At 44.2% G+C, this 25207-nt stretch carries 14 protein-coding genes; 8 read left to right on the forward strand and 6 right to left on the reverse strand.

The window, feature by feature from the left end:
- Window positions 1–12: 12 nt before the first annotated feature.
- The 3 genes from SIO70_RS25065 to SIO70_RS25075 all read right to left on the reverse strand — a co-directional run bounded on the left by SIO70_RS25065 (window position 13) and on the right by SIO70_RS25075 (window position 5141).
- Entirely contained in the window at window positions 13–3087 is a 3075-nt protein-coding gene (locus SIO70_RS25065; protein ID WP_320575400.1) for an AsmA-like C-terminal region-containing protein, read from the reverse strand.
- A 96-nt stretch (window positions 3088–3183) separates the two neighbouring features.
- Entirely contained in the window at window positions 3184–4023 is an 840-nt protein-coding gene (locus SIO70_RS25070; protein WP_320575402.1) for a TIGR02452 family protein, read from the reverse strand.
- Window positions 4023–5141 carry an acyltransferase gene (locus SIO70_RS25075; protein WP_320575404.1) on the reverse strand — a complete coding sequence of 373 codons (1119 nt, stop codon included), beginning with the start codon at window positions 5139–5141 and terminating at the stop codon, window positions 4023–4025. Before SIO70_RS25075 ends, SIO70_RS25070 begins: the two co-directional genes overlap by 1 nt.
- A gap of 95 nt (window positions 5142–5236) precedes the next feature.
- Here SIO70_RS25075 and SIO70_RS25080 point away from each other — a divergent pair, with 95 nt between their 5' ends.
- Window positions 5237–6304: an acyltransferase gene (locus SIO70_RS25080; protein WP_320575405.1), complete on the forward strand. Its 1068-nt coding sequence runs from the start codon at window positions 5237–5239 to the stop codon at window positions 6302–6304.
- Between the two features lie 59 nt (window positions 6305–6363).
- Here SIO70_RS25080 and SIO70_RS25085 read toward each other — a convergent pair whose 3' ends face one another.
- The 3 genes from SIO70_RS25085 to SIO70_RS25095 form a co-directional block, all read right to left on the reverse strand.
- Window positions 6364–7893, reverse strand: coding sequence for a hypothetical protein (locus tag SIO70_RS25085; RefSeq protein WP_320575407.1), 1530 nt, complete (start codon window positions 7891–7893; stop codon window positions 6364–6366).
- A gap of 207 nt (window positions 7894–8100) precedes the next feature.
- Window positions 8101–10068: a hypothetical protein gene (locus SIO70_RS25090; RefSeq protein ID WP_320575409.1), complete on the reverse strand. Its 1968-nt coding sequence runs from the start codon at window positions 10066–10068 to the stop codon at window positions 8101–8103.
- A gap of 6 nt (window positions 10069–10074) precedes the next feature.
- Entirely contained in the window at window positions 10075–14334 is a 4260-nt protein-coding gene (locus SIO70_RS25095) for a hypothetical protein (RefSeq protein ID WP_320575412.1), read from the reverse strand.
- 202 nt (window positions 14335–14536) lie between these two features.
- Between SIO70_RS25095 and SIO70_RS25100 the strand changes: the two genes are divergently transcribed.
- From SIO70_RS25100 to SIO70_RS25130, 7 genes are all read left to right on the forward strand, one after another.
- A complete protein-coding gene (locus tag SIO70_RS25100) occupies window positions 14537–15547 on the forward strand; it encodes an NAD-dependent epimerase/dehydratase family protein (protein WP_320575414.1) in 1011 nt (336 codons plus the stop codon).
- Between the two features lie 8 nt (window positions 15548–15555).
- Window positions 15556–16134: a Crp/Fnr family transcriptional regulator gene (locus tag SIO70_RS25105; RefSeq protein WP_320575415.1), complete on the forward strand. Its 579-nt coding sequence runs from the start codon at window positions 15556–15558 to the stop codon at window positions 16132–16134.
- 162 nt (window positions 16135–16296) lie between these two features.
- Window positions 16297–17991, forward strand: coding sequence for an RICIN domain-containing protein (locus SIO70_RS25110; protein ID WP_320575416.1), 1695 nt, complete (start codon window positions 16297–16299; stop codon window positions 17989–17991).
- Window positions 17992–18177: 186 nt separating this feature from the next.
- A complete protein-coding gene (locus SIO70_RS25115) occupies window positions 18178–19668 on the forward strand; it encodes an RICIN domain-containing protein (RefSeq protein ID WP_320575417.1) in 1491 nt (496 codons plus the stop codon).
- A gap of 203 nt (window positions 19669–19871) precedes the next feature.
- Window positions 19872–20132 carry a helix-turn-helix domain-containing protein gene (locus SIO70_RS25120; RefSeq protein WP_320575419.1) on the forward strand — a complete coding sequence of 87 codons (261 nt, stop codon included), beginning with the start codon at window positions 19872–19874 and terminating at the stop codon, window positions 20130–20132.
- Between the two features lie 285 nt (window positions 20133–20417).
- Window positions 20418–23432 carry a TonB-dependent receptor gene (locus SIO70_RS25125; RefSeq protein WP_320575421.1) on the forward strand — a complete coding sequence of 1005 codons (3015 nt, stop codon included), beginning with the start codon at window positions 20418–20420 and terminating at the stop codon, window positions 23430–23432.
- Window positions 23433–23437: 5 nt separating this feature from the next.
- The gene (locus tag SIO70_RS25130; RefSeq protein ID WP_320575423.1) at window positions 23438–25201 is read left to right on the forward strand and encodes a RagB/SusD family nutrient uptake outer membrane protein; all 1764 of its coding nucleotides are present in this window, start codon (window positions 23438–23440) and stop codon (window positions 25199–25201) included.
- Window positions 25202–25207: the final 6 nt, after the last annotated feature.

Genomic DNA, 25207 nt, shown 5'->3' on the forward strand with positions numbered 1-25207 from the left:
TGTCGAAAATAATTATTCTTCCTTTCCCTCCTGCAAGTCCATATCCTTGTTCCTCCCCAGTTTTACATTAGGATTATGTTGGGTACCCGTCACGCTAAACGGAATTCCCCAGATACCTAATGGTGGTAATCCTACCCGGCCTTTCAGGTTAAGCCGGCCATCAAAGCTCACCTGGCCTTCAAAGCGGGGACGCATACCTGCTATACGGAGTTTGGTCCTTTCGATGGTAATGATATTATTTGCTATAGAACTACGGATATTTACTTCTGAGAGGCTCGGATCTTTAATATCCTCCTTACCCGTTTTGCTACTTACCGTATTTAATAACTTAAACCCTTTCAGTTTGATCCGCTTCAATGTCAATACCCCCTCTCCTTTCAGGGATGGATATGACACCTTCATATCCTCATCCAGACGGCCATTGATATGATATTCCAATCCCACGATACCGCTTGCTGCAGATGCAGAGGTAGCCATGTCATGGAATAACCTGATCTCTTTATAGGCACGTTTGATATCAAACTCCTTTGCACTGATATGAAAATCGAATTGTGCTTTTTGTGCACTCAGGCTTGTATACTGTGCATCCATCACCACAGGTGCATCAATGATATTGAAACCTGTATTACTCATATTCAGTGTACCATTGTCTATAGCCAGCTGTCCATGGAACCGATGCAGGTCGATACTGTTATAATTCACTCTATCAGCAGCTGCATTTATGGTGAGCGATACATTTGCAGGAATGATCACTACACCCGGTACACCGGCAGCGGCATCCGCAGGGTCACTGTTGCTGGTATAAGCAGCCAGTTCATCCACCTGTATATAATGGCTCTTCAGGTCCAGGGCACCTTGTAAATGCTGATCCTTCTGTGTCATATATCCGATCAGGTTATTGAGGTAACCATCCAGGTGCAGGTCTGATTTCCCATAGTGCACATCGAATTTATCGAACCACATTTTATCATCTGCAAAGCGGAACACACCGTCGTTGATATAGAAAGGTAATGGGAAGATATTTGCTTTGACAGTCACACCTTTTATGGTCAGCGATCCTTTATTATTTAGTTTTGCATACCGGCCGGACATTGCATCGCTTTGTGTACCATGCAGAGACAGGTCTGCTTTGATCATACCATCTACATCATATCCTTCCTTGCCCAGTACCTTGTAAATCTTACCCAGGTCAATCGCACCATTCGCTACGATATCATAATGCGGATCATTGAAGTTGTCTACAGATGCTTTTAAATGAAAGGTTTGGCCTTCAAATTCAAAAGCCACCGGTTTGATATCAAACTTCAATGCCTGGAAGTTGCCCGTTGTATCCACCAGCATTGCATCTACATTGATCTTTTCGACCGGATGCGGGTAATACTTTGTCTTTACCGCACCATTGCTCATTTTAAGGGAAGCAGTGGTAACGGGGAACAAATGCTGTGCTGGTACCCATGCCCCTTTACTGAGGATGTTTACATTCACATCACCCTGCAGGTCAATACCATCGATGGGATAGAATTTCTTTATTTCCTCCATGTGTAGTAAGCCGGTCAGGTTTGCATCGATCTGTGGTGCAAGGGCATTGTTTATTTGCACATATCCTTTAATGTAGTTGCTCAATGCTTCTGCGTTGATCTTGTTTACATTTAAATGGACATTAGAATAATTGTTATCCTTACTATAGGCTTCAATAGCAAAACCAATATTTTTGATGGGTTCCTTCACATCTTCAAAGTGCAGCGAACCATCGCTGAAGGTTGCATGGAAATCAAAGGCAGGAACACTTATATTCGGCACATATCGGCCATCAGCTGTAAGCTTTGCCATCAGGTGTCCCTGCAGTTTAAATTTATCATACCCAATAGCTTTGGTCCATTGCTCCATATCGATGTCGGCATCCATCTTTGCTTTTACAAGCGGTTTGTTCAGGCCGGTGACTTCGATATCCGCATTCAGGTGACCTTTATCCAGCTGGAATGATAAGGAATCTAAGCTGATATTCAGACGGTCCGGATTCATTTGTGGCAGGCTGGTGATGAAATCCAGTCTTAATTTCTCAATCTTGCTGGAAGCGCCTGAACTGGAAATTTCTCCCTCTCTTACTTTTATTTTAAAAGTAAAATCAGGCATCCTGTTCGCATTGGCGAGGTACTTCCCTTTCAGAGAGGCAGAAAGTTCTGCATCCCCTTCAATATCTGTATGCTCCATCCAGGAGAGGTACTTGGCAGGCAGGGCACTGAACAGCGCTGCCAGCGTAGAGGCACCGGAGCCAAGCCGGAAGTCCATTTCATAACCATTCCGGAGAAAACTGAATTCGCCTTTGAACTGAACGGGTAACTGGTTAATCTTCAGGTCGTTCTTTTCAAATACCAGGTCGAGTGACTTCGTATTGATCTTTGTGATCAGATCGCCTTTTAGTTTTTTGGATTGTATATAAGGCACACCTCCATAAGACAGGTCGAATGAATTGATACCGATGTGCGAAAAGAGATCGAACTTATTGGATTTCAGGTTGCCCTTGCCTACATAATTTACATCGTTCGCTTTGATATTCAATGCGAGAGAACGATCATTGTAAACAATACGACAATGTTCCAGCTGTATCCTATCTATGTGTAGCGACGCACCGCTGGTATCTTCCTTCGTCGCCCTGGCAGGCGCAGTGGATTGATAAATATTGTAATTAGGCCGTCCATCAGTATCTACCTGCACGTGTACGTTTCCTTTTGTGAGGTAGATCTCATTGATCTTTACGGTTTTAGAAAATACGGTAGATAAGTCTACACCTAATGAAACTTCGGAAGCCACGATAAGCGTATCCGATTCAAAAGGTGCAGACCCTTTCAGACTGAAATCATAGAGGGTGAGTGTTAAAGATGGAAAGTGGTTAAAGAAGGATAATCTGGCCTTCGAGAAATTCAGCTCACTGGTTATGCTATTATTGGCCCAGGTCTTAATTTTGTTTGAAACAGCCTTTGGGAAAAGCAAAGGCAGGATAAATAGCAATAGTAATACTCCTCCGAAAGACAAAGAAATTACTTTCAATGCTTTCCTGGAGGACTTCTTGAATCTGGCACTTAGCATAAAAAGGTATAGGAGCGTTAATTAGGATTCCGCTTGCGGGCGCAAAGATAGAGATTCTCCAACCTGTTTTTCAAATAATTTTAACACTCCCTGTTTTCAGGTAAAAATTTCCTGGAATGCTTTCATATTCGGCGTCGCAGCGCTCTTATCCAGAACTGCAAAAACGACTGATTTAAAGCATTTACTGTACTTTCCTTCGTTTAATAAATAGCTACCGAAATAACGCGCGATATCTTTGGGATCATTTCTAAACACGCCACATCCCCAGGCGCCTAATAATAAATGTTCGATATTATGATGTGCAAATACGCCCAGTAACCTGTCCATTCTGCGGAGCATGACATCCTCAGTCTGTGCTTTTTCGTGGGGGCGATTATTGAGGATCGCACCAACGTTTACAGCAGGACTGGTGATGAACGAGACAGGATAGGGATCCGGCAGCAGTTCGCCATTATCGTTGCGGAAAACGGCTACATCCGGGCTCCAGATCATATGATCCGAGTACAGCAGCGTAGGCCTGGCCCTGTTATACTCGTACATCTCAAAATGTTTTGAGAGCGTTGCGTACAATGCTGATGACATAGCTAGACTTTCTTCCTGGGCAACGGCGCCCCCCAGAAAGCCGCCTCCGGGGTTCTTGGCGGAGGCGAAATTGAGGCAACCGATCTTCTTGTTCTGGCGGATCATAGCCGCTGCAGCATCGAGTACTGTGGTGTTAATCACTTCGAACGTAGTTACTTCGTTTGCTGCGGCGGCTTTTTGGGCTACCTCCGGCATGAGGGTGTTGAAGTCGTCAGGGGTGTACAATTTGCATTCTTCGAGCATAGTAGCAATGGATGCTTTGATGTTGACAACCTCTTCTTTCACACGATAATAGCCCTGGTCAATGATCTGCAGGGTCTCCTGGGCCTTCTCGGCCCGTGTTGTTTTTTTCATTATGTAATGGATTTCTTTTTCAGCCATGCCCGTACGGGTTCATCATACAGTTTGAGGCTGGCATAACCCACAAGAACGGCTACAGCAAAAGTGAGCAGTCCATAGCCGATGGCTAGTGACGGAGCTGCCTGCCTGTTGTCGTAGGCCCATGCGGTGTAAATGTAAATAAATGGGTAATGGGTGATGTAAATTGGGTATGAGATGTCACCCAGGAATTTGCATACTTTATATTCTTTGGTGCTGTGGGTCTGCCCACCTGCGCCGAGGTAAACAATCAGCGGAAATACAAATATAATGGCCAATGCTTCGTACAGACCATTGGCCCACAGGCGTTCGGCGCCACCTATTCTTGGCATGAACAGCACTACTGCCAGCAGGAGACTTGACCACAGGAATGCATTTTTAATACGTTTCGGTTTCGTTACCCTGGCCAGTAATAAACCGCCAAAGAAGGGGAACATCATCCTGATAAATCCTATCTTGATCTGCTCAGGCGTGAGGGACCAGCCACCGACAATATCGCCTCCCTGACTGGTAACGGTATAGTACATTAATACAGCACCAGAAAGAACAACCAATGCAGCTAATAGTCCTTTTGAAAAACGTCGGATACCTAATCCGTATAAAATATTTGCGATGTACTCGTAGAATAAAGACCAGCCCGGACCATTCAGCGGATGTAATTCCTGCCAGCCACGGATGTCCATAGACACGGGTATAGGCAGCAGGGTGAAACCTACGAGCATGGTCAACAATACCTGCCATACAGGTACCGTATGGATCTGGGGAAATAATACAGGGGAATCACTAAAATAAAAGCAGATAGCACCGATGATCATCCCCATGATCACCATAGGCTGCAATCGTTCGAGACGACGGCGGAAGAAGTTGCCGACAGACATTTTGTGCCAGCGGTCATCGTAAGCATAGGCGATCACGTAGCCCGAAAGCAGGAAGAAGAAGTCAACGGCCAGGTATCCATGATTAATGATCTGTGTAAGATGACTAGTAGCATGGGCTTCAAAAATGTGAAAGGCGACTACAATCAAAGCAGCGACACCTCTTAATCCATCCAGAATCTGGTAATGAGGTTTGGATGGGAGTGGATTTGCATTCATAACGGTATTAGATAAAAGTAGGGGGAAAGGTAGTAAAAACAGTTTGAAAATTTACTATTTGTAATTCTAAATACGGATGACTATTTTGGGTAAATATGAAAGGGGACTTACAATCAAAGCAGCATTACGAAATCCTGGATGGCCTGAGGGGTGTTGCGGCTATTGCCGTGGTGACGTTTCATTTTATGGAGATCGTCTTTTCGGATTATAGCAAAAACTTTATCGGGCATGGGTTCCTGGCAGTAGATTTTTTCTTTTGCCTGAGTGGGTTTGTGATTGCATATGCGTATGATAGTCGTATAGGTCGGATTGGGTTGAAGGAGTTTTTTACGGCGAGGATCATACGTTTACACCCTTTGGTGGTATTGGGTTCCATATTGGGACTGTTTGGTTTTCTCTGGGATCCGTTTGTAGCTCCGCCCGCTGGGTATGGATTTGGGAAGGTGGCGCTGCTTTTTGTCACTTCTATACTAATGATTCCTTATCCGGTGGTGGCAGAGCGGTGGTTTAACCTGTTCAATCTGAATGCCCCATCATGGTCATTGTTTTGGGAGTATGTAGCGAATATAGTGTATGGGGTGGTGTTGTGGAAATTGAACAGGCGGGTGTTGTCAGGCTTGCTGGTCATAGCTGCCGTGGGAATATTGTATGTGAGTCATAGTGCCGGTAACCTGATGGAGGGATGGAGTGGCGGTACTTTCTGGCAGGGAGGTGCGAGGATTGCATATAGTTTTCTGGCGGGGATGCTGGTATTCAGGTATCAACTGATATTTCGGAATAAATTAGGATTTTTAGGGTTGTCAGTGATGTTACTGGCGGCATTGATGATGCCGTATACAAGTTTTAACTGGCTGGCAGAGGCGTTGGTAGTGATAGTGTATTTCCCGCTTTTAATAGCATTGGGGGCAAGTGCGGGTATGCATGTCGCAACGAAGGCGATTTGTAATTTTTCAGGGAAGATCTCCTATCCTTTGTATATGACGCATTATATGGTAATGTTTGCATTTGCGAATTATTTGAACCAGTATAAGCCGGGTACAACGCAGCTGACGTGGATCATTGTGATTGGATTGGTGGTGTTGGTAGGGTTTGCGTGGTTAGCGATGGTATTGTATGATATGCCTGTGAGAAAATACTTAACTAAAATACGAAATGATTCGTAGCTTAGTTTTTATAACTATTTGATTTATTCCATCCTGATAATAAAGAAGCGGCGGCACAGCTAAAATGAATAAGAGTAATTCATAGTGCCGGTATATTCTCTTACAGCGTCTTTTTGCAAATAGAGTAACGAACTACTTATATTATGTTTCTTCCCTTTTGGCGTGTAACCTAGTGTCAATCCGGTATTAAACAGATCGGTTTGTGTACTTGCCACTTTTGTTCTATTATAGGTTGTTACTAATGCGACTTTACATGTTTTATTAAAGAATTGCTTACTGATATTTAGATTGGGGCCGAAGAATTCGGTATTGAATCCTGCGGAGGTATTGTAGTAATAGTTGAAGGCAGTAGTAAGAGACATGTCCTGTTTTTTGAGGAGGTAGGTATAACTCAGATTACTTGTGAAAAAACTGCTCAGGTTATCATTGGCATCGCTTTTGTCGCTGGCATGCTGGAATGAAGTATTGAGGGTAATGGCGCTGTTGTTTATCCTGTACATGAGCATACCGTTGTAGGTAGTATTTAACTGGTAATAGTCAAGTGTATCTAGTGGATTGGTAAAGTAAGGATCGGCTAGCGGGCGCACGCGGGTAAACGTATTGAAGTTGGAGTAGTTTGCTGACATGGTCCAATGATCATTGGGGGTGATGGCGGTGTTGATATTGGCTACCCAGCGGCGGGTATCACTCATTTTTTGATGGTTGAGGTTATTGACTTGCAGACCGGCGTTGCCGGACAGGGTTATTTTCCCTTTCCAAAACTGTAAGGTGGGGGCGATAGTAATATTACGCATATCGTTTACTACTGTATAAGCGCCTAAGGTGGTGTAATCAGGTGCCACCCGTTCATAGCGAAGTTGAATAGAATAGGTATTGGCAGTATATCCTAAGCCTGCCTGAATGGCATCATAATACAGGTTATTAAGGAGGGAGATGGAATATTCTGCATCAGCAAAAATGCGTTTGGTAATATGTTGTTTTATGGCGAATGCGGCGGTTTGATTTTTTGTAGTGGCATTTGCAGCAGTAGCATCATGAGCTGAATCATCATGGGCTGTAGCATGTTGGGGGATACCATCCTTTGCTGTAAATAACGCTATACTATAACTATTTCCATTGTTTTCATAGCCTAGTTTCGTTCCATATCCTTTTCTGTTCAGGGATTTTTCCAGTGTACCATACATGGCTGCTATGCGCCATTTGCCGGGAGTGAGCTCCACTCCTGCCCCATTGAATACGTGGCCGGCCAATGTGTAATTGGAGAATTGCATACTGGTAGTGCCGAGGTACAATTTTGCCCATTTGTAGGAGGGGGCAAAACGATATTGATTAAAAGGTTGGGAATATTGAGTGCCCTGGTTGCTATAGCTGAATGAAAAAGGCATGGCATAGCCGAAGAGGTGTATATTGATATTACCATTCATGTACCAGGCGAGTGGGTCACGGCGTTGATTCATGCCAAAGGCTTTATATTTGGTTGTACTGGTATTGATACTGCCATTCATGGTAATGCCTTTTTTTACGCCTAGCTGGTCGATGGCCTGGGCGGATGCTTGTTGAATAAACAGGATGTAGATTAGGTACTTCATAGGATAATGGATTATTTTGCGCATGATGGATTAATGGATTACTTCGAATACTTGGGAATAGCGGATTAATAAATCACTTGGATTATTTTGTTCATCGCGATAAATTAATCACTTCGATCATTTTTCCCATGGCGGATTAATAAATCACTTGGATCACTTTGCTGATCTCGGATAATTAATCCCTTCGATCATTTTCCCCATGGCGATTTAATAAATCACTTCGACCACTTTGCTCATCGCAGATTTTATATCCCCACGAAGCACAGCGGTAATTTTATATTTGTATACATTTCCAAGGAAGAGCATATTGTCTATAAATTCAGTTTTAGTACCATCTTGTGTAGTATACAGGGTAAACAAATCATTATTCTTAGCGCGGTAAATGCGGTATTGCTTTACATTTTCGGCATTATATTGCCAGTGTAGTTTAATTGCCTTGTTTTGTTTACTGGCGCTCCATGTTTTGACAGCTGGACGGATACCTGTTTCAAACCAGACGTCGCCGCTGGTTTCAATAGCGTTATTTCCTGAATCATCATACACTGCTATTTGGTAGAAGTAGGTATTGCCTTGTTGTAAGGCAGCATCTTTTAAAGATATTTTTAGATGGGAGGTATCCCAGATAGCGAGTTGCTGGCGAAGGCTATCTTTTGTATTGATCCGGTAAAGGGTATATCGCACTGCGTCTTCGCTGGAGCTGTTATTCCATTCTAATATAATAGCAGTATCGGTACTGAAGACTTTTGTAAATAAAGCAGGTGATGGAGCGATTGTATCTGGTCGTTTTAATTGTATTGATAAGGAATAAGGAGAAGTATTATAATTTTTATCTACGGCAATGACTGTATAGTAGATGCTGCTGCTGAGGGTATGTAGGGTAATGGTATCGGTGAATGAGGGTGTATTAATCACTTTACCCGCAACTTCCACAAATTCTTCTTTTAGGCTATTGGCACGAAATACCCTGTAACCCAGTAAATCAGCTTCTGTATTCCCATTCCATTGGAGGAACACAATGCCTGCAGAATCTACTACTCCTTTTACACCTGTAGGTGTGGCTGGTGGAATAGTGTCGATTAATTGTGCGAAGTAAGGGAAAGAATAAATAGCCTTGCCTTGTTTGGTAATTCCTTTAATTCGATAATAGTTTGTAGCACCAGGTTTTAAATCCGTATAAGAATAGGCTATACCTTTCAGGGTAGCAATAGCAATAAACGGTCCTTTACTATTGTTAGCTCTTATAATTATGATCTTTGATAACTGATCTGGAAGATTACCAGGCAGGAGCCAGCGTATTTGTATTCGTTGATTATTCTGAATGATGATCGTATCGAGTTGAGGTCTGTCATCAACTGTTGGCATGCCCATGCCATATACTGTTTCTGAGTAAGGGCCGTACTCGCCGAATGCCGTGATGCCTTTTACCTTGTAGGAATATTTATGATCATTTTCTGGCAGGGTATCTTTAAAATGAGGTGAGACCACGGGGAGGTCCGAAATCTTTTGGAAGTTTTTCCCATCAGTGGCACGCTCTACGATGTAGGCAGAATACGCGTCTTTCCGCCATGCTAAGGCGGCAATTGAATCAGTACAAATGATAGTAAGTTCACGGGGTCTGGCCAGTAAGGTAGGCACAGCCACTACCACAGCAGTGTCAATGAGCATGTTTTTGGGTTGCTGTGCTAATGATATTCGGTATATATAGCGGTTGCCTGCTTTGATGTCAGAATCTTCAAAATACAATCCGGCACTTTTGGCTGCCAGTGGAGATAAGTCACAGGATAACAAAGCCATGGACATCCGCCATTCATTTCTATTTTGGGCTTCATAAAATGCGCCAAAGCCGTCTTGTTCAGGTGTTGGGTGGTCTCCGTAAATGACTTCAGCTACAATGGCGACACGCTCATCAATGGTATCCATTTGGGAAAGTGGATAGGGTTTGATAGGTTGTGGAGTCACTAGGGTGGGCTTGTTATGATCAGCATTGTTTTCACCAATGATAAAGCGGTCTATATTATAACCATATTTGATCCCCATTTCCCAACCAATAATACTGGATGGTGCCCAACGCAACCTGATCAGACCGGGTTTTACATCTGCCATGGCGGCGATATGGTGGTCCTGCCCTATTGCCCACTGGCTATAGAACAGCAAAAAAAATAAGATACGGTACATGGAATATTATAGTTTGTAATAAATAGATTTGGTGATAAATGATGTGATATGGTTTGTGCCTGGTAGCCGGTAGCTGATATCTACAGGATAATAAATATTCTGCTGTAAATCAGGATACAGGCTGGTAAGCAATGGAGATGATGGATTTATTTTTGCGGTTTTGTTTAGTAATTCATGGTAGTCAAGATTTGCTTCGCAGGATACATAATAGATCATTCTGGCACGTCCGGCAGTGTAAGTATCATTTGCAAGATAGACGGCATCCAATGGCGGTGTAGAACGAGATATATCCTTAGACGTTCTTTGAGCGGTAACCTGAGATGTTTCTAAAGTTATACCCTGAGATGTTCCCTGAGTTATACCCTGAGACGTTCCCCGAGTTATACCCTGAGATGTTCCCTGAGTTATACCCTGAGACGTTCCCCGAGTTATACCCTGAGACGTTCCCCGAGTTATACCCTGAGATGTTCCCTGAGCTATACCCTGAGACGTTCCCCGAGTTATACCCTGATCTGTCGCATTGTTATAAATCAATGGTATAATCTGATTTTGCAACCAGCTATTGTTTGCATTCGCTTCCAGAAACACAAGCCCATTTAATTCATACTGATCGAAAGTCTCCTCCATATCCCATCGCTGGCCAATTACACTGATATAACCAGTCCCTACATCAAAGAAATCCCGTGAATTTGTAACCCCACTCATTTTTTCAATGAATGTGTTGTACATACTGGTACGGAACCCAAAACCAATCAGCTCTTTACTGATAGCTGCGGTAGCATTACCTTTTAAACTATTTTGTGTAATAGTCGTCGTGTCTCCATCTGAAGAAGTAATTGAATGATTGCCGGCAATTACATTATTAGTGTCAGCCCTGCTCTCCCGTACTACACTCAAAGAATACGAAGTTTCTTTGATCATACCCAATGGTATCGCAAAGTCCAATTGGGCCATACCAGAATCATAAGCAAAAGCCGTTTTTATTGACTGCCCACTTTCCGACACCATATTCACTACTATTTCATCTGAAAACAAATACGGCTGCCCGCGTTTTAGTTTGATATAACCAGCAGGTGATTCTTTTGGCAGAAAATGATACTGGTCTTTTATAGGGTATTCATAGGCAACATTCTCCCATGGTATGTAATCAGGTGCGACCCCTGTTGTAAAGCTGGTAGATTTCGTTTCGCTATCATCCAGCACCATCCAGCCAGCACCATTCTGTCTTTCTATATGCACCTTTGCTGTTGCATTCAGGGTACTGGTCGGTGGTAATATGTCTTTTAGGTGTAACAATGCTGTCGTACCGTCTGATGAAATTTCAGTTGTACCCGTAATAGCAGTTTTATCATTCAATAATGTAATCCCATCCAACTGCACCCGATAAGTTGCTACTTCATCATAATTATTCAACATCGAAAATGGCTTAGTAATGGGAATATTGAAAGCCACCTGTGGTGTAGCAAATACACTGACTTCATCCGATTGGTGAGCTGGTTTGATATCATTGATAATAGGAAGATCAAGCTCCTTGCCTCCTTCTATTTCGCATTGCGAACCCAGTTCTACTTTGATACTTGCAGTACCATGTACCATCCCTCCCAATACTGAATATTTCACACCCACCATTCCTTTCATCCAACTGGGATTCGGCATTTTTGCCTGTAACAATACCGCTGCTGCCAGTTTTGCGATAGGAAAACCTCTTTTCTTACCAAATACTTTTACCCGCATCCCCACTTCCCCATTCAGGTAAGCATATGCCTGTCCGGAGGCATACCATCCATTGATACCAATCACCTCATTACTCCCTTTACAACGCGCCTCTCCATAATCGCGGAGACAGATATCTGCACCTGCACCAATCACAAAGTCTCCATACACGCCATAATCAAAACTAAAATTCGTAGAAAAATGCGCACCAAAAGCTAGTCCGCCGCCGGATTTCAACGGATATTCCATTGTATTGGAATATGCTCCCAATACATCACTGACTTCTTTGGGCAAAGGTGGCATTTCTTCCAGCTGAGACCCGGTCATGAAATAAGTTTTAACAGTTGCCAGTCCGGCAATATCCAGGTTAAACATCTGTGAAGGCCGGCCTATATAAAAGTACCAGTCATCCGGCCCTATATGCAATGCGCTTTCGCCATTCCCTTTTATAAAGCAATTGATATATGTCTTTGCAATGGCATCGAATGTACTGTCCACATTATCATAACGCATTTTTAAGGTGATACGAAGAGGCGCACTTTCATCGCCATTGGCATCTTTACTATTCTGCGCCTTTACTGGTAAATGCAACACATACCCTGCACCATCAAACTGTGCATAACGGAAACCGCCATCTATACCGAACTGCACTTCCAGCGAAGCATTGACATTTACGATCATTTCTTTTACAAGTGCCAGCGATACCCCTCCCATAAAACCCAGCCCGGCCTCCTTAGAGGGAATATATTGAAAGATCTCATCCCCCTCTTTCAATCCTCCTTTCTGGTCTACCACATTCCGCGAGGCATAAGGATCAAAATTTCCCGGTCTTTCCATATGATAAGATAAACCACCCATTAAGCCTGTGAGATTAAGCATCGGTGGTATCGGAATATTCGTACCTACATACGCATCAACATGATAATACCGGTAATCATCTTTTGAACCAAAATAAGCAGTAGCTTTTGCTTCAGGAATAGGTCCCGGCAATCCGAATTTCAGATACCCCCTGAAACCATTGCCATATAAAGGATGCTTGTCAAAAAGCGTCAATATCCCATCCATTTTAAAAGCCATCACCGCTACCATGAGATGAATATCGCTGATACTCACTTTCCCATCTGTCACTACGAAGGACGTAGATCCGCTAAACCCTTTATCAGAAGCATTCATGAAGTTCAATCTCACCCCTGCACCAATGGCGATCCTACCTTCATTAATCCCCAGTCTGATACTATCAAATGAAACTGGAAAGGCAGCCATCTTACTACTATTGCTATTCAAGGAAAATGTACCGCTGTGTACATAAGGTTGTTGCGTAGAAAGCACCAGGTCTTCAAATGCGACACCCTGTATATTCAATACCCCTTTATTAATATTGACCTTTCCATGCAGGGTGGCCACAGGTACAAAATCCCTGACCTCAATCCGGGAATTCTTATTTAATATAATTTCACCTGCAAAGCATTCGTATTTCCTATCTTCTGCTATTGACAAACCAAATATATAGTACGGATCACTCCCCCGCATATTTACCGAAGCCTCATAATCAATAGGTGTTTTACCCAGGAAACCTATTTGCAACTGGCCGCCCAGCGTACCTCCATTCAGTTTGTTCTTACTAAAACTGATTCCCAGCTTATCTATAGAAATAGGCCATCCGCTCAAATTAGCATCTCCTGATTTTACTATATCTGTAGCAGTTAAAGCACCACTCACTCCCTGATCATCTATGATAAAATCGGTCACCTTTATTGATGGCCGGCCTAATTGGGAAGGCAACCCGACCTCCAGTTCCTGTAAATAAAATCCTCTCCATAATACATCTGTTTCTCTGAGACCATCAGGGTTCATTAGGTCACTGAGATCTACCACCGCATTCCGCACTTTGAAAGAGAAATCCTTCAAACCTGTTATATGAAAAGGGGGCAAATCTATCCCAGCGACAATGTCATTCAAATCAGTAACATGTACCTGTAAAACTGCTTTCAATTTTTCTTCCAATGGGTCCTCCGGCGTCAGCCAACCTTTATCAAATTCAAATACAGCGCTTAAGTTAGCCCCATTAAAGCCATTGCAATCCCATTCGATATAATTACGCCCATCACCAGGAAAAACAAGATCTACATGCTCATTGACAGCAACCTGCTGATCTTTCAGTAATACCAACCTGGTAGCACCGGATACACCTATCCCGCCAGGTGTAAAAGCAATATCCCTCCCACCGAAAATCAGTTCATGCTCCGTACCGGGAAAAGGAAATCGGAAATATGCATTCAGGTAAGCACCTGTAGGCGTGAACCGCGCACTGTCAATAGCAATGACATAGATCCTGCCATTGATCTCACGGACAAGACCCACCGGCAAGCGACCCATTTCCTGCGTGCCAAGTGCGCTGACATAACGCCCGCTATCCTGAATTTCTTTGAATATACCTGCTACGTAGTTTGTATCTGATATAGCGCCTGCCAGGGATATGGCGGGGGAAAACAGACATAAGATCACCAACCACAATTGCTGTAGTACAGGTATAGGGTTACTATTAAATTTCATTATTATCAGGTTTCAAACAACATTCTGAATATATGATTATTTTCGCATAACAAAATATTTAATTATCTCTAAAAAAGTCTTATGATCAAATTGCATTGTTGCAGGTATTTAATATGAACCACAATAGAATTTATTAACTAACAAAAGTCAAGTAGATTCCCTCTCACAGTGCTGACATTTGTGCTATCAAATCAAAACAACAATGGCACAAAAGAACTTAGCACTTGTATCCGGCGCAAACGGACACTTAGGCAACAACCTTGTAAGACTCCTTATTAAAAAAGGTATCCCTGTCAGGGCCACCGTCAGAAATATCAATAACAAACCCCCTTTCCACGGCCTCGACTGTGAAGTCGTTCAGGCCGACATTACCGACAAAGCCTCCTTTGTTAAAGCCTTACAAGGCGTTGAAACCTTCTACGCTGTTGGCGCCTCCTTTAAACTATGGGCAAAAGATCCGAAAAAGGAGATCTACGATGTGAATATGAATGGCACCCGCAATACTATCGAAGCTGCTGCTGCCGCAGGTGTAAAACGAATCGTATACGTCAGCTCCATCGCCGCACTCAATTATAACAACCTCCCCACCAAAGAAAGCAACGGCTACAATCCCGACCGCCGCGATATGTATTACAACTCTAAAAACGACGGTGAAATACTGGCCTTTCAATTGGCAAAAGAACTGGGCATAGAACTGGTTTCTGTCATGCCATCTGCTATGATCGGCAGCGATGCCTTCCTGCCACTGAACGTATCATATGGTGTATTGAAACTCATTCTGAATAAACAGATCCCCATGGATACCCGCATCACACTGAACTGGATTGATGTGAAAGACGTTGCCGAAGGCTGCATCCTGGCTGCTCTAAAAGGCAGGCCAGGTGAACGTTACATACTGGCAAATGAACAATGCATGACCATCACCGATACGACCAGACTGGCACAGGAATTATATCCTGCACTAAAACTAAAAATCCCCGGCTCGGTTCCTAAATTCATGCTCTTCGCCATCGCAGGGATCATGGAATTCTCCGCCCGCATGAGCAATAAAGCACCCGTACTGACCAGGAAAGATATCGCCATGTTCTCTGGTTTACAACAAAACTTCGACATCTCCAAAGCCAGAAAGGAACTGGGCTTTAATCCCAAATCACCAAAACAGGCTGTAACAGAAGCATTCGCTTATCTCATGGAACACAGGGAATTATTGTAACTTTGGAGATGCATAAAAAATTGCTGGAATACATCGCTTCTAATATAACCTTTCAAAAAAAGGATATAGCACTGATAGAAAAATATTTCGAACCAGTGCTATATCCTAAAAACCGGATATTGGAAGAAGAAGGAAAGGTTCCCCTGTATCTTTACTACATCGTATCCGGCCATCTCCGGCTCTTTCATTACAATGAAAACGGGGATGAGGTGACCACACATATTAATTGTCCACCAGGATTTTTCACCTCTTATTTCAATTTTATCAATCAGACAAGATCGGACGAAAATGTGGAGTGCATAACTGATTGCGAACTACTGAGAATTACCAAAGAAGACCTGGATCTATTGACGGCCGAAAGCGAAATAATGAAGGACTTCAGTATCCGGGTATTCCAACAGTCTATCACCTATAATGAGAACCGGTCCAGAGAACTGGCTAGCCTCACCGCAGAACAACGTTATGTAAAACTGATCAACAACTACCCTGATATCCTGCATAATGTTCCTGTTCAATACATTGCATCCTTTCTTGGTATGAAGGCCGAAAGCCTGAGTCGCATCAGGAGAAAACTGAGTCAATCATAACTCTCCATAACAATTTATGGTATTTCATAAAACCGTATATCAAATTCACGAAATACCGTAACGTTTATCCCTACCCATTTTCCACAACTTACTCATTGGCAAACCATTGTTAATATGGCATAATATTCGCCAACCCCGTTGCCAGAAATAACCAATATTCTTATGATGAAAACCTTTCTCACCACTGGGCTACTGCTTGCCCTTTTATCTGGCTGTACAAAAAAAGAATTGAGTGAAAAAGCCCCCACTGTTGCAGCAGCTGATGCTGCCAGCTCTCCTGTAGGCGATGTCGTCGGCAAAGTGACCGTTGGCTACCAGGGATGGTTCAATGCTCCCGGCGATGGCTCTGCCGTAAACAGATGGACACACCAAAACCTGGATATGTGGCCGGATATGCGTGAATATGAAATCACCTATGCCAGCACTTTTCCTAACCTTGCAAATGGAGATACTGCAAAGATGTTTTCATCTTATGATCAATCCACTGTAAACACACACTTCAGATGGATGCAGGAAAACGGTATTGATGCCGCGGCACTTCAGCGTTTCTCCGGCGAACTGGCTGATCCGGCTTTTAAATCCATGCGTGATAACATGGCGCAAAAAGTAAGAACGGCAGCGGAACTTACCGGCCGTAAGTTTTATATCATGTACGATGTTTCGGGCGATGTCAACATGCAGGAGCGTTTAAAATCTGACTTTACCAATACCATTCTCGGCACATTAAATCTGCTCTCCTCTCCTGCTTATGCCAAACAAAATGGTAAACCTGTGATCTGCATTTTTGGTATGGGCTACCAGGGAGCTCCTGCGCCCGGTCCCGGCGATTCTGCACAATGTCTGGATGTGATCAAATGGTTTAAAGATCAGGGATACTATGTGATTGGTAGTGTGCCGATGGACTGGCGTACACCAAACGTGTTTTCAAGAAGCAACTTTACCAGCGTATACAATTCATTCAATATGCTGGCTCCATGGGCGGTGGCTGCACAAGTGGGATCTACTTATCAACCCTGGATCCAGGGAGATTTTGATTACTGCGAAGCGCATGGTATGGATTATCAGCCTATCGCTTATCCTGGATTTTCTTTCCATAATTCGAATGCAGGCAGTCCGCTGAACGAAGTGCCAAGAAATCATGGCGACTTCATGTGGGCACAGGTCGCCGTGATGAAACAGGTAGGCGTACATAGCCTGTACATTGCCATGTTCGATGAGGTGAATGAAGGTACCGCGATCTTCAAAGTAGCAGAGAATGCTTCTCAGACACCTGTGAATACCAGCTTTGTAAACCTGGATCAGGATGGCGTAGCGGTGTCTTCTGACTTCTACCTGAGATTGGTGAATGATGCGGGTAAAATGATCAAAGGTGAAACTCCTTACCAGGCCACACATCCTACACAACATATTATTGGAGGCAGTGGTCCGCTGGCAGATGGTACCTATAAGATCATTAACAGGAATAGTAACCTTGCCCTCGATGCAGCAGGCCAGGGTACGGCCAATGAAACTGCGATACAGCAGTATACTTATAGCGGTGGTACCAATCAGCAATGGACGATCACAAGTGTAGGTGGTGATCATTATAAAATAACCGGGGTACAAAGTGGTAAAGCACTCGACATTAAAGGACAATCCCTGTTGGATGGTGCCGGTCTGCAATTGTATGATTACAATGGTGGTGCGAACCAGCAGTTTATTTTATCCCCTGCTACCGGCGGATATTTTACGATCCAGGGTGTACAGAGCGGTAAGTTACTGGAAGTACCGGCGTTCTCTACTACAGCCGGTACTAAGATAGAACAATACCAGGCGAATAATGGCGCGAATCAGCAGTGGATCATTACCAAATTATAAAGAGAAAGATGGGGGGTATCAAAAGTTAGCATACACCCTCTTAAAATCCGGGTACCTGATAGAGACAGGTTCCATTTTATGCAATTCTCAGGAGTTCCATTTATTTCTGATATACCTCTTCTTTTTCTGCAACACCCTGTAAGGGCGATTACGATTTATAAAGGTCATTTCAAATTAACCTAACTCATGCTACGGAATTATATCCTAATATTGCTCACCCTTCTCATCGGTGCCTGCACCCCGAAAGGCGCAAATGACAACAATATGCTCAGAGCAGATCAATTAGCTTACGTCGCACCCACTACAGGCTATGGCAGTCTGAAAGATTCCAATATCCTTTACTTTGGCAGATGGGATTTCAGTGATAGCACGAAATTCAATGCTTACTGGGGAGGTGCTTATATCAAGGTGAACTTTACAGGAACTACGGTAAAACTAAAGACCGCTAATACCAGCAATTTCTATGCGAGTATAGATGGTGGTCCCTGGGTATCCTACAAAAACGTAGGTGGTATCATAGACCTTACTGCAACACCTTTGTCTGCAGGCAACCACAGCCTGAGTATTGCACAGGGCAGAGATTATGACTACCTGTTTAGTTTTCAGGGCCTGCTATTGGATGCGGGTGCAACCACCAGCAAGCCTGCGGCGTCTGATTATCTGATTGAATACATTGGCGATTCTATTACAGCCGGTTATCTCGATGACCAGGCAAATGTATCGGATTATGCATGGATCTGTTCCGAAGCATTAGGTACCGAACATACACAAATCGCCTATCCCGGTATTGCACTGGTGAGCAGTTCAAGACATGGTGTGGCAATGGATAGCCAGTATTTCAAATTACAACCTCCGAATTATACACCACGTGTAGCATGGGATTTTACAAAGTATACCCCAAAAGCGGTTGTATTAAACCTGGGTACGAATGATGGTGATTATGAAGATTCGGACAGTACCTTTCAGGCGGTATATGAATACCTGTTAAGTGGGATCAGAACTAAATTTCCGCAGGCAGAGATATTTGTATTGAGAACATTCCTGGGAATCCGGTCACAGCCTACGGCTGCTGCTGTAGCGGCACGTATTGCAGCGGGTGATAAGAAGGTACATTATGTAAATACGGATGGCTGGATCACTCAATCTACTGCAGATTACCTGGCAGATAACCTGCACCCGAGTGAGTCAGGACATATTAAAATCGCAGGGTTGTTGCAGGCAGTACTGGCTCCTTATGTAAAAGGTACTTCTGTTATTCCTGACGGCACCTATGCGATCGTAAATAAAAACAGTGGTCTGGTGATGGATGCTGCCGGTCAGGGTACTGCTGCCGGCACGGCTATACAGCAATGGACGGATAATGCTGGTACAAATCAACGCTGGCAGGTAACTTCGTTAGGGAATAACCGGTATAAGATCATCGGTGTGCAGAGTGGAAAGTCGCTGGATATAAAAGGCCAATCCCTGGCCAATGGCGCTGCACTGCAATTGTATGATTACAGTGGTGGTGACAACCAGCAATGGATGATCACGAAAAATGCGGATGGCTATTATACTATTACAGGCGTACAAAGCGGTAAGGTATTAGAGATCCCGGCGCTCTCTGTTACACCCGGTACTGTGGTGGAACAATATGAGAACAATGGCGGAAGTAACCAGTTATGGTCGTTTCAATAAGTTTAACAGGCTGCATCTGTAACAGATGCAGCCTTCCATTTATATTTCATCAGCTACTGCTGACATGGAAAACAAAGTAAATCTGACACGCCATCTCCATCCTCAGAACCGTCGCCCCCTCCATCGATCATACCCTCGCTAATTTCGAAAACCCTTATAAACTGGACCTCATCGATTTCATGGAAAAACATTACATGTTTAACATGCCACTTGAGAAATTCAGACACCTTAAGGGCAGAAGTCTTTCTACCTTTCACCGGGATTTTAAAAAGAAATTTAATACCTCCCCCCAGAAATGGCTGACCAGGAAAAGATTGGAATTAGCGCACTACCAGCTCAGTGAGAAACAAATGAAACCCGCTGAAGTATACCTTGAATCCGGGTTTGAAGATCTCTCCCATTTCTCCTTTGCCTTCAAGAAACACTATGGGTACTCACCAAATAAAGTTGGCCATCTATCCTGAATAATTTAAATTAAAGTAAGCTTAACTTTGAATTAACAACAAATTCCCGAAAGCGCACTATCATTACAGCTAGTTTTATAAAGGTAGTCGCCTATATGATCAATTGAATTTTGCGAAATCGCACCATGCGTTCTGATTGTGGTATTTCCAATGGGGTTTATTTAGCGTGTATCGTCAAGTAGCATACCCACTTTACGCATCATTTCAACCTGGTAAAAATTATTCACTGCCCACCGGGCGAGGACTTACTATGTCTTTTAACATCAAGCATAATAGCAGATTGCAATGAACAATCAATTACTTTTAATGCTAGCCGTATGGCTCTCGGCCGCAAGCCCTGCCATGGCAGCTACGGGTACCCACAGTATCTATGAACAGGCAATTCGCCAAACGCCTGTAAAGGGGATCGTAGTCGGAGCTGATGGCACACCACTTCCCGGTGTATCTATCAAATCTGTTGCATCCAACAAAGGAACTACAACCAATGATCGCGGAGAATTCTCTATCGACGCCGCTCCTGGTGACCAACTCGTGTTCACCTTTATCGGCTACACACAACAAACTATTGCCGCTACCAGCACACCTATGAAAGTAACCCTCTCCACCAGCAACAGTCAGCTGGGTGAGGTAGTTGTGGTAGGTTATGGTAGCCAGACCAAAGCCGATGTAACTGGTGCACTGACCCAGTTGAAAGCTGATAATATCAGACAGGGTGCTCCTATCTCTGTAGACAATATGCTGCAAGGTAAAGTATCCGGTGTGCGTATCGCACAATCCAGCGGTGAACCCGGTGCAGGTGTGGATGTATTCATCCGCGGTGTGGGTTCTATCCGTAGCGGTAGTACACCGCTCTTCGTTGTTGACGGTGTTCCTTTGAGTAATGATAACGTGAGTGCAGGTGGTCCAGACTTCGGTCTTGGTTCTTCTGAACCCAAGAACCCGCTGAACTTCCTCAACACCAGCGATATCGAAACCATGACGATCCTGAAAGACGCTTCTGCCGCAGCTATCTACGGTGCAAGAGGTTCTAACGGCGTTGTCCTGATCACTACCAAACACGGTAGCAAAGGCGCCCCTACCCTCACCTACGACATGTATGTAGGTAACTCTAAAGTGATCAAAAAACTGGACGTTCTCAATGCTGGGGAATACCGCAAAGCACTGGTAGATCCGGCTTACGATCACGGTGGCAACACTGACTGGCAGGATGTAATTTACCGGAACGGTTTCCTTCAGAACCACAACGTATCTTTTGGTAAGACGACCAACACCGGTAGCTACCTCGCTTCCCTGTCACGCATGTCACAGGATGGTATCGTTGAAAAAAGCAGCTTCAAAAGAACCACTGCAAGACTGAATGCTGAAGAATCTTTCCTTGATGACAAACGTCTGACTGTAAAGATGAACCTGACTGCAAGTGATATCAACGAAACCGGTATTCCAAACGGTAACACCGCAGGTTCCGATGGTCAGCTCATCATTCATGCACTGATGGCGAACCCAACCCGCTCCCTGCGCGACTCCACCGGCGCTTACACCAACTTCAACATGAACGCGCATTACAACCCTGCGTACCTGCTGAGCATATGGGATGATCATACCAATACCTTCCGTGTACTGGGTAATATCGAAGCTGCTTTCAGGATCCTGCCAGGTTTGAACTACCGCTTCAACTACGGTGTAGACAAGTCTACTTCTGAACGTAATACGACTATTTACCCTAACTATACCGATAGACAGCCGACTGGTGCTTACCAGCAGAACAACCTGAAGTCACTGACTACACTGATTGAGCACTACCTGACGTACAACAAATCATTCAACAAACACAACCTGGAATTACTGGGTGGTTTCTCTTACCAGAAATTCTCTTTCTCCGGTACGACTTATGGTCTGCAGGGCATCGCAGCACAGGGTGTAGGTGTGGCACCTGAATACAATCCTGGTTATTCCGGTACCACTACAAGCCCTAGCGGTTATGCGCAGGAGAATGAACTGCAATCAGGTTTTGGTCGTATCAACTACAACTACGACAGCCGTTATATGTTCACCGCCTCTTTACGTGCGGATGGTTCTACCCGTTTTGGTAACAACAACAAATACGGTTATTTCCCTTCCTTCGCATTGGGCTGGACCATTTCGCAGGAAGATTTCATGAAAGACCTGAAAATGGTACAGGACCTGAAACTCCGCGCCAGCTGGGGTCAGACTGGTAACCAGGAAGTAACGAACAAGATCACCCAGGCGAGTTACTCCCTGTCAAGTGCATCTGGTTACTACCTGTACAACGACCAGACTTTGATAAATGGTGTTACTGTAAACCGTACTGCAAACCCTGACCTGAAGTGGGAAATGGTAGAACAGCTGAACATCGGTCTGGACTTCACCCTCCTCAAAGGTAAACTGTATGGTTCATTAGAATATTACAACAAGTCGACGAAAGATCCTATCCTGAACATCCCTTCAGGGCCACTCAGTCCAACCACGACTGTATGGAAAAACGTAGATGCAAGTATCGTGAACAAAGGTTTTGAATTCACACTGGGTACACAGCTGCTTCGTACAAAAGATTTCAGCTGGACACTGGATGTAAACGGTTCGACCCTGAGCAACACGATCAAAGACCTGCCTGTATCTGAGCTCTACTCTGGTAGCATCTCCGGTCCGGGTCTGTCTGGCGTAAATGCAAACATCTACAAGAATGGTTATGAGGCAGGTTCCTTCTATATGCTGAAACACCTGGGTTATGACAAGGATGGTAAAGACATCTTTGAAGATAAAACCAAAGATGGTGTGATCAACTCTGACGACAGGGAGATCTTCCAGGGTGCACTGCCCAACTTCAACTTCGGTATCAACAGTAACCTGCGTTACAAAGCATTTGACCTGGGCTTCAACTTCATTGGTCAGACTGGTGGTTTGCTGGTAAACAATACCGCACTGGATCTGAACATCAACAGCCTTGCATCTGACCGTAACGTACTGAGAAAATTCTACGCAGCAGGAGCCAGCACAACCAACGCGGTACAGCTGTCTTCTCTGTACCTGGAAAAATCAGACTTTATCCGTCTGGCTAACCTGCGCCTGGGTTACACGCTGATCATCCCTCACCAGGACTGGCTGAAATCAATCAACCTGTATGTGAGTGCACAGAACCTGTGGACCATCAGTGGTTACTCCGGTTACGATCCGTTGGTAAATACAACCAAGACCGTAGGTGGTAACCAGTCACTGGGTATTGATTACACGACTTACCCTGCTGCTAAGACATTCCTGTTAGGTGCAACTGTTAAATTCTAAGAAACATGAGAAAGAAATCGTTATATACATATATGGGTATTGCGCTTACTGTAGCAATGGTAAGCTGTACTGACCTGAAAGAAAAAGTGATTGATGAGGTATTGGGTTCTAACAACTCTAACCCTGAGAATGCCATTGCTGCTGCTTATGGCCAGCTGGGTAGCGGTACCTTTGTAGACCATGCGAACGTATTTGGTTTGCAGGAGTATTCCACTGACGAAGCCCTGCTGCCTACCCGTGGTAGTGACTGGGGTGATGGGGGCATATACCGCGCTATCCATGAATTTACCTGGGGGCCTGATAACACACTCGTAGCAAATGGCTGGAACAACCTGAACAGTGGGATTACCAAATCACTGACTGCTGTAACCAGTGCTTATCAGGCAAATGGTAATGCCAACCAGGCATTGTTCCTTGCCGAAGCAAGAGGGCTGCTCGCTTTCTATACATTCCACACCCTGGACCTGTATGGTCAGGCGCCTTACAGAAATCCATATGTAACGAATGCACCATTGGAGATCAAGAGAGCAGATACTGCGATCGATGGCCTGATCAGGGAAGTAGAAGCGATCATTCCTACCCTCGCTAACCTGAAAGAACAGAGTACACACAATGGTCGTTTTACCAAACAGGCTGCTTATGGCTTGCTGGCAGATATGTACATGAACCGTGCGGTATTCAAAAACCGTTACGGTGCCAGCTTTGACTTTACCGAAGCCGCTGTAGATGGAAACGGCACAGATATGGACAAAGTGATCCTGTATACGACGAAGTTGATAGACGATCCTCAGTTTTATCTGGAAACAAACTATTTCAGAAACTTTGATATCGACAACGCCGGCAGACCGGAGCTGATCTTCGTGGTTTCGCAGGACATCAATACCCTGCGCAGCAGTGATAACGACTTCGCTTATATGCCGATGGAAAGAAACCAGAAGCCTTCTTCGGCAAACAGAGGTACCAATGCGGTATGTACTACGCCTCAGTTCTATGCTACCTGGGATGGTAATCATGATGACCCGCGTTTCTCCCGCAAGTACCAGTATGCTGATGGTACCTGGTTTAAAAACGATGGTACTGATGTGAGCGTACCTGCTACCAGCCTTGTGCCAAACAGTGCTTCACTGCCATGGTTCCACTTTAACCGTGGTTTCCTGGAGGGTCAGCAGTATGGTCCGATCCTGTTGTCCACCGGTAGTCTGAAGATGACCAGCGATGGCAGGATTGCAGTTGAAAAACTGTATTGCGAAAAGAACACGGCACTGGCAATGGACTTTACCCCTGCACTGAATTTCGACAATGCTGCACAGTCTGTATTTACACAGGCACAGATCAACCGTGGTGTACGTATCTTCAAGTTTGAGTTCGATCCTGAGAAAGATAACGGATCAAGCAATGTAGATATCCCGTTATATCGCCTGGGTGGTATGTATTGTATGCGTGCAGAAGCTTATTTCCGGAGCAATCAGACTGCCCTGGCAATGGCTGATATCAATAAGCTGCGTACTACCAGAACCCGCGAAGCATATTATAACAATGCACCGGGTGTAGCAATCACTTCCCTGGATGCAAATACCCTGTACAACGAGATTGCATATGAAATGTACTGGGAGCAGTGGAGAAGAAAAGAAATGATTCGCTTTGGTAAGTTTGAAGCTGCAGATGCAGGTTCTGCAAAACCAGCGTCTGAAACTTTCAGAAGAATTTATCCTATTCCACAGTCTGCTATGGATGCAAGCGATGCATTTACACAGAACCAGGGATACTAATATTTA

Source organism: Chitinophaga sancti (genome assembly GCF_034087045.1).
GTDB classification, from domain to species: domain Bacteria; phylum Bacteroidota; class Bacteroidia; order Chitinophagales; family Chitinophagaceae; genus Chitinophaga; species Chitinophaga sancti_B.